Raw genomic sequence first — 13,339 nt, 5'->3', positions numbered from 1 at the left:
ATCATCCGCGCAGCGGATTCTACTTACTGCTTCAAAATACAGCCGGTTTTCCACCCTATTCCCTTGCCTCGCAAGCCTTCCCTCCGGATAATCTCATTCGTGCTGTTCAATAGCGGCACCGGGATTGGCGTCCCGCATTCAGGCGGACTTCTGTGCAAGGCTGGGCCTTGTCGCGTCCGTACACCATTGCACGTCCTCTATGGCGGGCCATGGTGGGAGCATCTATGATGCGCCGCTCCTGGATCGGTACGCCAATCCCGCCATGTGCCTGCCACCCCTACTTGGCGTTGGGGTTGGCAGGGTTAAGCACCTATCCAGGAGGGTTTTGCCATGCCTAGCATCACCCGCAGTTCCCCGCGCCTCGCGCTTTCCCTGAACAACCATCACCCCGCCCGCAGCCGCTGGCTGCTGCACAACCAAGTCCCCACGCATCCGCCCAGCCTGCTAGCCATGACCCGGCTGCATGAAGCCTTTGCCGCCTTGCAAGAGCAATTGGCCGGCAAGGACCAAGCCAAGGTCAGAGAACCGGCCGCGCGCGTGGCACATTTGTGCCACGACATCGAGCAGGCGGTGGTGGAGTCCATCTGCCACCTCGCCCATGGCCAGTTGGGTTTGCAATCCGTGATCGATTTGCTCGCTTGCCTGGGCGACGACGTGCGCCTGCCATCCAGCCGCATGACGGAGTTGCTAGAGCCACTGGACAAACGCATGGGCGAGTCGCTGACGCTGCTCACCCGCGTGCTGTAAGCCCTGCTCCGTGAGCCAACAGCCTGTCCGCTTCCCAGCGGCAGGCTGTTTTTGATTTCGCGGAATGCCAAGGCGGTGCAATGCCCGGCTGGAAGGTAGTTACATCCAATCGTTTCAAGCCGGGTATTGCACCCTACTCTTACGACGTCCGCTTGCCATCCAGCCGCATCACGGAGTTGCTGGCACCGCTGGACAAACGCATGGGCGAGTCTCTCACGCTGCTCACCCGCGTGCTGTAAGCCCTGCTCTATACAAGCCAACAGCCTGCCCGCTTCCCAGCGGCAGGCTGTTTTGATTTCGCTGTACCCCAAGGTGGTGCAATGCCCGGCGGGAAGATAGCTGCCTCCAATCATTTCAAGCCGGGTGTTGCACCCTACGCTTACGACGTGCGCCTGCCATCCAGCCGCATCACGGAGTTGCTGGCGCCGCTGGACAAGCGCATGGGGGAGTCGCTGACGCTGCTCACCCGCGTGCTATAAGCCCTGCTCTATACAAGCCAACAGCCTGCCCGCTTCCCAGCGGCAGGCTGTTTTTGATTTCGCGGAATGCCAAGGCGGTGCAATGCCCGGCTGAAAGATGGCTGCATCCCGTCGCTTCGAGCCGGGTATTGCACCCTACGCTTGCGACGTCCGCCTGCCATCCAGCAGCATCACGGAGTTGCTGGCGCCGCTGGACAAGCGCATGGGCAAGTCGCTGACGCTGCTCACCCGCGTGCGGTAAGCCCCACTCCATAAAAACCAACAGCCTGCCCGCTTCCCAGCGGTAGGCTGTTTTTGATATTGCTGTACACCGAGGCAGTGTAATGCCCGCCACGAGGGTTGCCTCACCAGAATGTTTCTGGCCGGGTATTGCACCCTACGCTTGCCACATCCACCTGCCATCCAGCCGCATCAAGAATTACCGGACGCGGATGGGTAGCTTCTTGACCTTGCCGATCAGGAGCGGCAAACCCTGTCAAGCGCGCCAACCTCGCCAGGCCGATTGGTCCGCATCGCTATCAGTTTGCGCGGCGCGTGGTGTAGCGCCAGGTGAAGCAGCCTTCGTGGTCGGCAAACAATTGCACGGTCTGGGCATCAGACGTGCGCAAACGCGCCCGCAATTTATCCAGCGGGAGCGCGGCCAGAGCGGGAGCCTCGACAGGCAGCGTCAAGGCGCGGACTATGGTTTCGCCGGTGAGTTCTTCTAATTTGCAGCGTATGCCGGCCTCGGCGGCTTCGCGCGCCGCGTCCAGCTCTGCGGTCTGGGTGCCGATGGCGGATTGCGCGTCCTGCAGCGACTTCAAGCCGGCATTGAGCTGGCTGAGTTGCTTGAGTTTCGGCGCAAGCTGTTCCGACATGCGTTTCCAGCTGGCTTGCTGTTCCGCCGATAATTGCAGTTCGCCTTTCTTGAGGCGGGCCGCCAGCCCGAAATAACGCTTGAGTTCCTCAGTTTCAGCCAGCGCCGCCCGCGCTTTTTGCATGGTTTCAATCTTTTGCAGGCAATCTTGTTCTTGCTTTTGCAGGGCTTCTAGCTTGCGGGTGAAACCGGACAAATCCGGCAGCAAGATGGAAATCGCCGTTTCCTGATTCGCGCGCGCGCCAGCCTTGCCGATATGAAGCTGTTTGGCCGCGATGGCGCAGCCCATCGCGCGTTCGATATCGACATCCTCGGCCAGAATGACGCAGCAGCTTGCCTCGGCGATGCGCACTTTGCGGGCGATCACCAATGCATTTTCGGCGCGATTGAGCGTTATCTCGCCATGCTCGGCGCGCACTTGGGCATTGGATACCAGGCCCTCCACGCTGATCGGCCCGGCATCGTTCAGCAAGACGCCGCCCACTAGATTCTCTTTCAGCAGGATGCGTCCGCCGGTTGAGCGAACCGTGCCATATACATTGTTGAACATGGTCAGGTTCTTGCCGGTGACGGTGCGGCGCTCCTGCACTTCGCCGTGCTCTTCGTACTCGTCGCCCTGCAGCGCCAAATCGCCGGTGGTGCGGACGCTGACGCCGTCGCGGTTGACGATTTTGTCGACAACCGATATCTGGTTGGTGGCGCTGTCTATGTTGAGGAAACCGTCATTGACCGCGACGATGCATTCATTGCCATCCTTGTCTATCCGCACCTCGGTGCCGGTGCCGCCCAGCGTGTCCAGCTCAAAGTCCCGGGCTTCGGCCGCGCTGATAAGGCCGCCATCGATGGCGCGTCCGGGCCGGCCGGGAATGCACGGCGTTTTCATCAGCAGCACGGTATTCGCTTTGATTTGCGGGTAGCGGTTCTGGAACTGCGTCAGATCGACGCGTCCATCGGCAAGCGTGCGTGGATGGTCATCGCGATGCATCGCCGTCGTCTGCTCCTTCACCCCGGCATCCACCCCGGGAACAGGCGGGCGCGGGCTGGCAATGCGGTAGCGGCCGGTCTTGCCCTGGGCGAGGATGTCGCCGATCGCCGCTTCGTTCAGTCCGAAGCGCACGCCCTGCTGCCACAGATAAGCGACCAGTTCGTCGAACTGCAGTTGGGTCGGGGCGGTGTAAACCTCTTCGCGGCTGCCGACAATGATGTCGTGGCCAGCCTGGTCCTTGCCGTAGACCGGCACCTCGACGCTCTGCGTCAGGTAAATCTGCTCGAACAGGTACTCTGCGCCCCCTTCCACCTCGGAAACTCCGCGGTAGAGCGAGCGCCGCTCTTCCGGGAAGGGCAGGATGGACTGCGCGATGCGTTGAGGCGGCGCGGAACCGACGTTGGCCGGGTCGAAGTCGTATGCATAGTGGCAAAGCTGCGAGTAATTGAGCCCGGATAGATAAAAGCCGGCCGCAAACAGCTGATCGATCGCTTGGAGACAGCCTCCAGCCGAAGCCAAGACGCCCGGCGCGATGAAAAGTCCATCGTCGCGGACCTGAAAGAAATCGGACAAAGTCAGCTGCTGGCTGGAATCGGACGGTCGGACTGTCCTGGAGGGCTGGGGTTTCGGGGGATCTGTCGTACTTGCCATGATCTCGCCTGCCTGGACTCTTCGCTGAGTATCCGTCGCGGCCCTGGGGTTGCACACAGCCGGCTGCGACCATCTGTTTGCTTGAAATTGAAAACCACTCCTGCTTTAGAAATGTAGCAAACTCTCGCCCGTTTTGCTGGCTTTGCGCCAGCGGCGCGCCCGGAATGCGGGTGCCTCGCCGCCGCATTCACGCCGCAAAATCCGCCAGGATCTGCCACAACCACCGCTAGCCGCAACCTGCGCCCTGGCCGCTCTGCGCTTGCCCGCAGGCCAGCACCGCGGCCATGCTGCTTGGGCCGCTGCACGGCCTTGGCGCCAAGAACGGTCTCTGGCAGCATCGCGCCCGCCATTCATGATAATGACATTGTCTTGCTTTATAACCCTGTTGCGCGCCGCGCATCGATATCCCACATCCAACAAGGAAAAACTGCATGAACACATTCTTTTCACGGGCCCGCCGCACCGTGCCGGCAATCTTGCTGCTGCTGGCCGCCCACGCCAATGCGGCCACCGAAACCATCGTGATGATCCGCCACGGCGAAAAGCCGGATCAGGGCCTGGGGCAACTGACTTGCCAGGGCCTGAACCGCGCGCTGGCGCTGCCCAGGGTGCTGACCAGCGCCTTCGGCACACCGGACGCCATCTTCGCGCCCGATCCCGCCACCCAGGTGTCGGACTCCGGCAGCAACTACTACTACGTGCGCCCGCTGGCCACGATAGAACCCACCGCAATCAGCCTGGGCATGCCGGTCAACACCGGCTACGGCTTCACTCAGACATCCGACTTGGCCGCCAAGCTGACCGGCGCCGGCTACGCCAACGCCACCGTGTTCGTCGCGTGGGAACACAAGAAGATCGTCACGCTGGCCAAGCAGATTTTTGCCGATCTCAAGCAGTCCGCCAATATTCCATCTTGGTCCGGATCGGACTTCGACAGCATCTACGTCATCACCATCAACGGCTCCGGCAGCCAGCGCAGCGCCTCGTTCTCCATCCAGACACAGGGCTTGAACGGCCAAAGCACCGTCTGCCCCGGCGCCAACTAAACGCCTGCCGGCCCGGCTCATCGGCAGCGGTTAGCTAGGCCTGCCAGCCGGGCTGGAGGGTGTGAACAAGTCAAAATCCACATGGCCGAAATAACAGTCCACCAAAAATGATATTGTCATTTATTCATAATAAACAGTAGCATCGCAAAGCTGTGAATCATCTGGTACCAACCCAACCACAAGGAATATGCGATGAAGAAACTATTGTGTGCGATGGCTGCCTGCTTGATGCTGTTCGGCTTGTCGGCCCAGGCCAAGTCCTTGGCCTCCGGCCAGACACTGTCCCTCAACGACCGGATCTACTCGGACAATGGACAATACTTCCTCACTCTGCAGACAGACGGCAATCTGGTGTTTTACGGCCCCAGCGGCGCGCTGTGGGCTAGCAACACTGTCGGCAGCGGCGCCATCCGCGCCATGATGCAGCCGGATGGCCATTTCGTGCTCTACCGCCCCAACAGCGCGGTGGCATGGCAACTCAACACCGGCTGGGCAGGCACCTTCCTCAATGTGCAGAGCGACGGCAACCTGGTGTTTTATCGCCTGAAGCCCGTCTGGGACAGCCATACCAGCGACCCGGCCACCATGCAAAATCTGCCCTCGCTGCAATTTACGCCGCCGGCGCATTTCGCGCCGGGCAGCAGCTACACTGTCGGCCAATACTTTCTGATCTTCCAGACCGATGGCAACCTGGTGCTGTACAAGAATGGCAGCCAGATTATCTGGTCCAGCGGCACGGCTGGGTCGGGCGCAACCGACATCTGGATGCAGGCCGACGGCAACTTCGTGATCTACACCAATGGCCGGCCGGTTTGGCAGTCCGGCACTGCCGGCACGCCCAATCCCTTCCTCGCCATGCAGGCGGACGGCAATCTGGTGGTCTATGGCCAACTGCCGGTATGGGACAGAAACAAGGGTCCGCTGCCGCAGGCTCGATAAGGCGGCGCGCGATTCAGGTTTAGCCAAGCGCGCGGCAATCCCGAAGGCGGAAACAACACTAGCCATCCTTGGCAAGCCGGACGGCGAACCAGCCGCCGCAGTAAAAAACAGCCAGTCCACCATGAGGTGGCCTGGCTGTTTCTCATTGCTTTGCCATCCAAGTTGGATCACGTTTTATGGAAAATAGATACTGTAAGACCTAGCAGGGCACGACTCTCACTCCATCAACTATAGATTGATGGCAGGGCTCTCTACTAATCAACCACTGTCGTAGTTTTAGGAGAATCAGTCATGTCGTCCGTACCGCAAACCGGGAATTATATTTCCGCAGACAAGAATTTCACCTTCAAGATCACTTCGGCCAATCCGGCCAATGGCGTGATCACTGGGGTCTATCAAGCGAACTACAGCCCTATCGGTTCGTTCCATACCGAAGGCGACGTTGGCCATTACGGCTGGGTCTTCAACAAGGGACAAGGCAAGGATGGCGTAGCGCCGTTCAACCTGTCATTTGGCGGCAGCCAACGTCCGGACGGCCGCGCCTACAATATTGTCGACAGCTGGAACGGCGCCTACCTGACCAACAATACCATTTTGGCCGAAGGCTCCCGCGCCTTCGTCAATAGCGACGGCGTCATCCAAGTCGGCAGCCTGGGCACGCAGATCTTCACCCTGGCATAAGGGCATGGCGCGGGCGGGCCTCCGGGCCGCGCCCGCGCTCGGCAAAACACCCCCTCTCACATCCGCGCTTTTCCTGAACCCTGCTCTCCTTCCCTACCCAAGTTTTCCGCCGGCGAAACCGCTTGCGCCAGCCGAGAATCCGGAATTGGCGTTCCCACGCCTTGCCGCGCCGCAAGACACGCGATGCGCTGTAACCGCGACTGTCGGTCTTTTTCAGTGTGCTAGCGCTCCACATTATGTCTTTTGCATTAAAATGATCCATTCGACTCGACACCACCCGGCTTAAGCGCAATTCACGGTCAAGCCATGCCGGCAACGGCATGGCAGCCCGGCTACCGCCAGGAGTGTGCGCCGCCGCGCCTGCACAAGGCGGGTATAACATCATCAATGGATAGAGGTGCAGAATGTGGAAGGATATTGTTGTCAGACCAGCGGAACAGAACGATTACCAAGCCTGGCGACCGCTGTGGGATGGCTATAACGCGTTTTACGGCAGGAGCGGCGAGACGGCGCTGCCGGAAGAGATTACCCGGCAGACCTGGGCGCGCTTTCATGATGACGCGGAGCCAGTCAACGCGCTGGTGGCCGAACATCAGGGGCGGATCATCGGCCTCGTCCATACCGTCATTCACCGCAGTACCACGCGGCTGGCCGATGTCTGTTATCTGCAGGATTTGTTCACCGTGCCGGAAGCCCGAGGGCAAGGCGTGGCGCGCGAGCTGATCAAGGCGGTCTACCAGCAAGCCGCCGCGCGACAATGCAATCGGGTCTACTGGCAGACCCATGAAACCAACCAGACGGCGCGCGCGCTTTACGACAAGGTGGCGGAGAACAAAGGCTTCATCATCTACGGGCTGGAATTGCCCGCGTAACCGGCGAACACCATCGCGTGCGCAAGGCAAAGCCCGGCCGGATTGGCCGGGTTTATTTAATTGCGGTACCGGTTTATTTCCACCGCCCCATCCGTACCGCCAGGGCTGCCAGCGCCAGCAGAGCGGCCACTGCGGTGACGGCAAGCCAGCCCCACTGGGCCAGCAGCAAGCTGCCGCAAACCGCGCCGGCGGCCATGCCGATGAAGATGCTGACAAACAGCACGGCATTCAGGCGACTGCGGGCGCCGGGCTCGATGCCGTAGACGATGGTCTGATGCGCGATCAGAGAAGCCTGCACGCCCAGATCGAAACCGATGGTGCCAATGCCAAGCAGCCACAACTGCGCAGCTAGACTGAGCATCGGCGCCAGACACATGGCGGCGAAAGAAAGCGCGGTCAGGCCCGCTCCCAGCCGTGCCACCACCGCCGGACCGCGGCGGTCGGCCAGATGCCCGGCCATCGGCGCGGCAAGCGCCCCGGCGGCGCCGGCCAGGCCGAACGCGCCGGCGGCGGCGCTGCCCAGATGGAAAGGCGCGGCATGCAGCATCACCGCCAGCGTCGACCAGAAAGCGCTGAATCCCATCGACAGCAAGCCCTGGGCAAGCGCCGCCTGGCGCAGGTTGGCGTGCCGACGCAGCAAATCCCACAACGAAACCAGCAATTGTCGATATGGCAGCGTGGTGGTCGGGGCAAACTTCGGCAGCCAACGCCATGCCGAAACGCCGATCAGCGCCACCCCTGCGGCGGCGAGCATGAACATGCTGCGCCAGCCCCAATGCTCGGCCACCAGTCCGCTCACCACGCGGGACAGCAGAATCCCCATCAGCAGGCCGGTCATCACCGTGCCCACCACCTTGCCCCGGCGCTGCTCATGCGCCAGGCTGGCTGCCGCCGGCACAATGTCCTGAGCGACCGTGGCGGTCAGGCCGATGGCTAGGCTGGCGGCCAGCAGGCAAGCCAGCGAAGGCGCCAGGCTGCAAGCCAGCAGAGCCAGCACCAGCAGCACCGACTTCAGCAGAATGATGGCGCGCCGGTCGTGGCGGTCGCCCAGCGGCGCCAGCAACAGAATCCCCAGCGCGTAGCCAAGCTGGGTCAGCGTCGGCACAAAGCCTATCGCCCGACTGCTGGCGCCGATATCGGCAGCCAGGATGCCCAGCATCGGCTGGCTGTAGTACAGCGAAGCCACCGACAATCCGGCTCCGGCCGCCAGCAGAAAAGTCAGCGCCCTGCCTGGCTGGCCGGTACCGGCGGAAGTGGCGGCAGAAACTTGGTCATGCAATTTTTGGATGGAAGTCATGGCGGCGTGCCCCAGTTAACAAGTGCATGGAGTTTGCATTCCGCCGTGGGTAAAGGGTAGTAGGCCGACACGTAGATTTGTTATACATTTTACGTATGAAAAAACCCGTAATCGCCGATCTGCGCCCGCAACAGAGCGCTAGCCTACCGGCCAATGCCGGCGACCGCCTGGAACTGATGCAGACTTTCGTCCGCATCGTCGAAGCCGGCAATCTGTCAGCGGCCGCCCAACAACTGGGCACCACGCAACCAACGATCAGCCGCCGGCTGCAGACCCTGGAAAAGTCGCTGGGGATGAAATTGTTGCAACGCTCCACCCACAGCATGCGGCTGACCGACGACGGCGAGCGTTGCTTTGCCCGCGCCAAGGAATTGCTGGCCAACTGGGCGGCCTTCGAGTCCGATCTGAGAGGCGCCCGCGAAGAACCGGAAGGAATCTTGCGCGTGGTGGCGCCGCATGCCTTTGGCCAGGAGCGGCTGATCCATCCCCTGGCCGACTATCTGCGGCGCTATCCGCGCATGAAGGTGGAATGGCTGCTGCACGACGACAGCTCGATCCAGGATTTCATCGCCGCCGGCATCGACTGCGCCATCCAGGTGGGCGAGGTGACCGACTCGTCGCTAGTGGCCATCAAGCTGGCGGAAGTGCCGCGCATCGTGGTGGCGTCGCCGTCGCTGCTGCCGGACGGCGTCATTCCGCAAAGTCCCGCCCAGCTGGCCGGCCTGCCGTGGCTGGCGTTGCGAACCTATTACCGCCACGAAATCAGGCTGCGCCGGATAGACACCGGCGAGGAGGCGCGCATTCCAATAGAGCCGCGCATGAGCACCGACAGCTTGTATGCGCTGAGGAGCACGGCCGCGATGGGGCTGGGCGTGGGAGCGGGCTCGGCATGGGTGATGGCCGAGGATCTGGCGGCCGGACGCCTGGTCCAACTGGCGCCGGCCTGGCAGGCCTCTGCGCTGCCTGTCAGCCTGGTTTATCCCTACAGTCGCTTTTATCCGGCGCGGCTGCGCTGTTTTGTCGAAGTGATGCGCGCGGCGCTGCCGGATGCGATTCAGGCCGATAAAAAGCCTTAGCCCCCCAGGCGGCGTTTGTCGACAAGCCGGAAAACGGCAATGGCGGCCTGCCAAATTGAGAAAACGGCAGGCGGACAAAACCGTACTGAATTGGAAAAGGCCGACTCCGCCATGGCCTGGCTCTTGCTACCCGAATGCGCGCATCCGCGCAGACTGCGATCCGCACAGCGATCAAAGGCGTAGGCTTGCTTATCGCAGTCAAAACCCAATCAAACCCACGCCTCCGAAATTGATAAGACATGCCAAAAGCAAATAATGCAGAAAAAAATGGAAAATGTGCAGTGCAGAAAGATGGCCGCGCCTCGGCAAGAAAACCAAGCGCTGTGGCGCTGCGGAATCAACAGGAGGCAGGGCTGCGACGCCCTGCGTCTGAGGAACCAGGCTGCGCTGCTTGATGAAATCGGGGAGTGCCGCAGAAATTCTTTTCAAGAAACCATCGAATGGATTGCGGGAAAGCAATATCCTCGCCGCGGTTCGTCATTCTGAGTATTCATAAGCCAGTTGATAAAAACCATCTGGAAGATTAAAAAAATTTCCCTTAAATTCCACTCCGCCAAGACAGTTATCCCCCATCGAATAAATGGCCAAAATATCGCTCTGCATAAGTAGAATTACCAGGCAGGTCCCCATTTAGGATTAGTTTATTAACCAAAATGGCAATTGCCGCCCATCCATTCATGGACTAGAAAAATAGAATACCATGCTCGACAAAGACGGAGTCAAATGCCATGACCGTATCCAAAAAAATCTTGCTGCTCATTCTGCTTTCCATCCTGGCCTTGATAGGCATCAGTTCGTTCAGCCTTTACGTCCAATCAAAACTGGCTACCACCGCCACCAACTTCGCCACCAACGACTATCCCAGCCTGACCGCCATGGACAAGTTCAGCAATGCCGTCTCCTCGCTGCGCCTGGCTGGCCTGCAGGACTTGACCTCGGTGAACCCGGCCGACCAGGCCATAGCCAAAGCCAACGTCGAAAAAGAATACCAGGGCGCCAAAGCGGCTCTGGCCGAGTACGACAAGATGATCAACGACGATGTGGACCGCGGTCTCTACCGCAACGATGCCCAGTTGCTGGACAAGTATTACACCGCGCTGCAACCCATGCTGGCGGCAGCAGAGCACAGCGACATGGATGGCGCGCGCAAGATCAGGGCAAACAAGGTGACTCCTGTCGGCAACGAGCTGCGCCAGGCGATTGTGGCGCACATCGACTACAACCAGCGCTATGTCAACAAGGAGGTGGCCGATGCCCAATCCCTGATCGACTCATCGCGCAATATCAGCATCGGCGCCACCCTTCTCCTCACGCTGCTGCTGGGCTTCATCGGCGCGCGCAGCTTTCTGTCCATCACCCGGCCGCTGAACGAACTCAACAACGTGATGAACCAGATAGGCGAAAAGCTGGACTTCACGCTGCAAGTGAGAGTGCACAACCCCAATGACGAAATCGGCAATACCGCCACCACCTTCAACCAGTTGATGGACCGCCTGCGCCGCAGCCTGAGCCATATCTCGGAAAACTGCGGCAAGGTGTCCGGCTACACCTCGGACCTCGCCCGCACCGCCGGCAATGTGCTGACCGCCGCCCAGCAACAGAACGAGGCCTCCGCCGCCATCGCCGCCACCATGGAGCAGCTGACTGTCAGCATCAATCATGTGGGCGACCGCGCCGAGCACAGCAATGTCCAAACCGGCGAAGCCACTCGCCATGCCGGCAATGGCCAGCAGGTGATCGCCAAGACCGCGGAAGAAATTCGTTCCATCTCAAGCACCGTTGGCCATGCCAGCAACAGCCTGACCGAGCTGGAAGAGCAAAATGGCAGGATTGCCAGTTCGGTCAGCAGCATCAAGGACATTGCCGAACAAACCAATCTTTTGGCGCTCAACGCCGCCATTGAGGCGGCCAGGGCCGGCGAAACCGGCCGCGGCTTCGCCGTGGTGGCGGATGAGGTGCGCAAGCTGGCGGAACGCACCGCCACCCTCACCAGCGAGATCGACCAGGTGATCCGCGGCGTCACCGACACCTCGCGCAAGACCACCTCTCGCATGAGCGAAACCCAGCAGTTGGTTGAATCCGGCGTGATCCGCGCCGACGAAGCCATGGCAGCCATCGGCGAAATTGGCAAATCGTCCAATACCGCGCTGCAGATGGTGGGCGAGATCGCCGACTCCATCCGGGAACAGGCGATTGCCTGCAACACCATCGCCGGGCAGGTGGAGAAGATCTCCCAGATGGCCAACCAGTCGAGCACCGCGGCGAAAGAGACTGCGGACACCGCGCAATCCCTGGATGACGCCATGCAGACAATGAACAAAGTAGTTGCCCGCTATAAGCTGTAACCACAGACTCCTGCCGGGATGGTTTCAAGATTGCGGACAGCCCATGAATGAGCTAGCCGCTTTTGCTTCCCTCTCGGCAGGACGCTGCCGCTCCCCTCCCCCATGCCGATGCGGAAAACGCTAGCAGCCATGATGAACGGGCATTGGTCTGGCCTGATCTCCGCCGATGCCAGAGTTGTCCAATGCCACTATTCACACTCGCGCCGCAACCGCACATCCGTCGCTGCTGAAAAACCCTAAATCCATATACAATACGTTTACAAATTAATTTGGCATTTTTTGCCGGAATGAGCATCAGGCTGCGCCATCCCGGCCCGTTCAACCCAGAAAGACCATCATGTCGCCGCAAGAAACCCAAGCACTGCAAAATTTCCTGAACCAACTGGTACAAACCCGTGGCGTGGCCAAAGACCCGCAAGCCAACGCCGCCATCACGCAGGCTGTGGCCGCGCAACCCGACGCCGCCTATCTGCTGGTGCTGCGCTGCATGCAGCAGGAACAGGCGCTGAATGCCGCCAAGGCGCAGATCGCCCAGGTGCAAAACGATCTGCAAGCCGCCCGCAGCGCTCCCCCGGCCACCGCTGGCGCGCCCGGCACTTTCCTTGACCCTAGCCCCGGCGCCGCCTGGAGTGGCGCGCCCGCCGCGCCGCGTCCGGCCGCCCCGGCTCCCGCCTACCAGCAGCCTGCGCCGGCTTACCCTCCGGCCGCGCCTGCCTACCAACAACCGGCTCCGGCATATCAGCCACCCGCGCCGGCCCAGCGTTCCGGTTTTCTGAGTGGCGGCGTCGGCAGCTTCCTCGGCAATGTAGCCACCACCGCCGCCGGCGTAGCGGCCGGCACCTTCCTGGTGCAAGGCATTGAAAGCCTGTTTGGCGGCAACGAGCACAGCGGCCACAGCGGCGGCGGCGGTTTTGACCATGGCTCAAGCCAAGGCTTTGCCGAACACGAAGCGCCGGTGGAGCAGTACATCACGGTCAACAACTACTACGAGTCCGACTCCGCCGGCGGCTACCAACAGGCATCCCAATCGCAGGACGACTACCCGTCGGTGTCCGACACTTCCGACGACACCGCGGATGACAACAGCGACTACGTCTAAGCGTCTGCGCAGGCTTGGCAGCGCACACCACGCTCAAGCCTGGCGATGACAGATCGGCCCCGCGCGGCTTGCCCGGGGCCGATCGCGTTTCCGCGCCGCGATGCGATGCCGGCAGGTGTGCGATCAGCAGGAGAATAACGGCGATCAGCAGCGAACGCGCGCCATGATTAACCGCCATCTCTTAGCCAGCCGACAACCGCGAGCGCGCCGGAGCCTGGCCATCGCGGAAACGCAGGCCCGATGCATAAGCGCAAGGCCGCTAAATG

14 protein-coding genes are annotated in these 13,339 nt (G+C 61.1%); 11 read left to right on the top strand and 3 right to left on the bottom strand.

The window, feature by feature from the left end:
- Nucleotides 1-330 precede the first annotated feature (330 nt).
- The 4 genes from BI347_RS11220 to BI347_RS23250 all read left to right on the top strand — a co-directional run bounded on the left by BI347_RS11220 (nucleotide 331) and on the right by BI347_RS23250 (nucleotide 1,467).
- Nucleotides 331-747: a DUF1484 domain-containing protein gene (locus BI347_RS11220; RefSeq protein WP_071115895.1), complete on the top strand. Its 417-nt coding sequence runs from the start codon at nucleotides 331-333 to the stop codon at nucleotides 745-747.
- 80 nt (nucleotides 748-827) lie between these two features.
- A complete protein-coding gene (locus BI347_RS24585) occupies nucleotides 828-986 on the top strand; it encodes a DUF1484 family protein (RefSeq protein WP_239690868.1) in 159 nt (52 codons plus the stop codon).
- 81 nt (nucleotides 987-1,067) lie between these two features.
- Nucleotides 1,068-1,226, top strand: a complete 159-nt coding sequence (locus BI347_RS24580) for a DUF1484 family protein (protein WP_239690867.1) — start codon at nucleotides 1,068-1,070, stop codon at nucleotides 1,224-1,226.
- Nucleotides 1,227-1,323: 97 nt separating this feature from the next.
- Nucleotides 1,324-1,467, top strand: coding sequence for a DUF1484 family protein (locus BI347_RS23250; RefSeq protein ID WP_239690866.1), 144 nt, complete (start codon nucleotides 1,324-1,326; stop codon nucleotides 1,465-1,467).
- A gap of 277 nt (nucleotides 1,468-1,744) precedes the next feature.
- On the opposite strand, the gene BI347_RS11215 is transcribed toward BI347_RS23250, so the two are convergent.
- Complete coding sequence (locus tag BI347_RS11215) at nucleotides 1,745-3,640, bottom strand: flagellar assembly protein A (protein WP_071115894.1); 1,896 nt, start codon at nucleotides 3,638-3,640, stop codon at nucleotides 1,745-1,747.
- Nucleotides 3,641-4,149: 509 nt separating this feature from the next.
- Here BI347_RS11215 and BI347_RS11210 point away from each other — a divergent pair.
- From BI347_RS11210 to BI347_RS11195, 4 genes are all read left to right on the top strand, one after another.
- Nucleotides 4,150-4,764 carry a histidine phosphatase family protein gene (locus BI347_RS11210; protein WP_071112646.1) on the top strand — a complete coding sequence of 205 codons (615 nt, stop codon included), beginning with the start codon at nucleotides 4,150-4,152 and terminating at the stop codon, nucleotides 4,762-4,764.
- A gap of 192 nt (nucleotides 4,765-4,956) precedes the next feature.
- A complete protein-coding gene (locus BI347_RS11205; protein ID WP_083338825.1) occupies nucleotides 4,957-5,703 on the top strand; it encodes a hypothetical protein in 747 nt (248 codons plus the stop codon).
- 291 nt (nucleotides 5,704-5,994) lie between these two features.
- Nucleotides 5,995-6,384 carry a hypothetical protein gene (locus tag BI347_RS11200; RefSeq protein WP_071112644.1) on the top strand — a complete coding sequence of 130 codons (390 nt, stop codon included), beginning with the start codon at nucleotides 5,995-5,997 and terminating at the stop codon, nucleotides 6,382-6,384.
- A 404-nt stretch (nucleotides 6,385-6,788) separates the two neighbouring features.
- The gene (locus BI347_RS11195; RefSeq protein ID WP_071115892.1) at nucleotides 6,789-7,256 is read left to right on the top strand and encodes a GNAT family N-acetyltransferase; all 468 of its coding nucleotides are present in this window, start codon (nucleotides 6,789-6,791) and stop codon (nucleotides 7,254-7,256) included.
- A gap of 73 nt (nucleotides 7,257-7,329) precedes the next feature.
- Here BI347_RS11195 and BI347_RS11190 read toward each other — a convergent pair whose 3' ends face one another.
- Nucleotides 7,330-8,553, bottom strand: coding sequence for an MFS transporter (locus BI347_RS11190; RefSeq protein ID WP_071112642.1), 1,224 nt, complete (start codon nucleotides 8,551-8,553; stop codon nucleotides 7,330-7,332).
- Between the two features lie 95 nt (nucleotides 8,554-8,648).
- Here BI347_RS11190 and BI347_RS11185 point away from each other — a divergent pair, with 95 nt between their 5' ends.
- Nucleotides 8,649-9,629, top strand: coding sequence for a LysR family transcriptional regulator (locus tag BI347_RS11185; RefSeq protein ID WP_071115891.1), 981 nt, complete (start codon nucleotides 8,649-8,651; stop codon nucleotides 9,627-9,629).
- A 198-nt stretch (nucleotides 9,630-9,827) separates the two neighbouring features.
- Here the strand turns inward: BI347_RS11185 and BI347_RS23555 are convergent, their stop codons facing one another.
- Complete coding sequence (locus BI347_RS23555; protein ID WP_139167206.1) at nucleotides 9,828-10,088, bottom strand: hypothetical protein; 261 nt, start codon at nucleotides 10,086-10,088, stop codon at nucleotides 9,828-9,830.
- A gap of 269 nt (nucleotides 10,089-10,357) precedes the next feature.
- Between BI347_RS23555 and BI347_RS11175 the strand changes: the two genes are divergently transcribed.
- Nucleotides 10,358-11,974: a methyl-accepting chemotaxis protein gene (locus tag BI347_RS11175; RefSeq protein WP_071112639.1), complete on the top strand. Its 1,617-nt coding sequence runs from the start codon at nucleotides 10,358-10,360 to the stop codon at nucleotides 11,972-11,974.
- A gap of 337 nt (nucleotides 11,975-12,311) precedes the next feature.
- Nucleotides 12,312-13,073: a DUF2076 domain-containing protein gene (locus BI347_RS11170; protein WP_071112638.1), complete on the top strand. Its 762-nt coding sequence runs from the start codon at nucleotides 12,312-12,314 to the stop codon at nucleotides 13,071-13,073.
- Nucleotides 13,074-13,339: the final 266 nt, after the last annotated feature.

Source organism: Chromobacterium sphagni (assembly GCF_001855575.1).
GTDB classification, from domain to species: domain Bacteria; phylum Pseudomonadota; class Gammaproteobacteria; order Burkholderiales; family Chromobacteriaceae; genus Chromobacterium; species Chromobacterium sphagni.
Note: the sequence above shows the minus strand (reverse complement) of the source record. Positions and strands in the feature narration are given on the sequence as shown.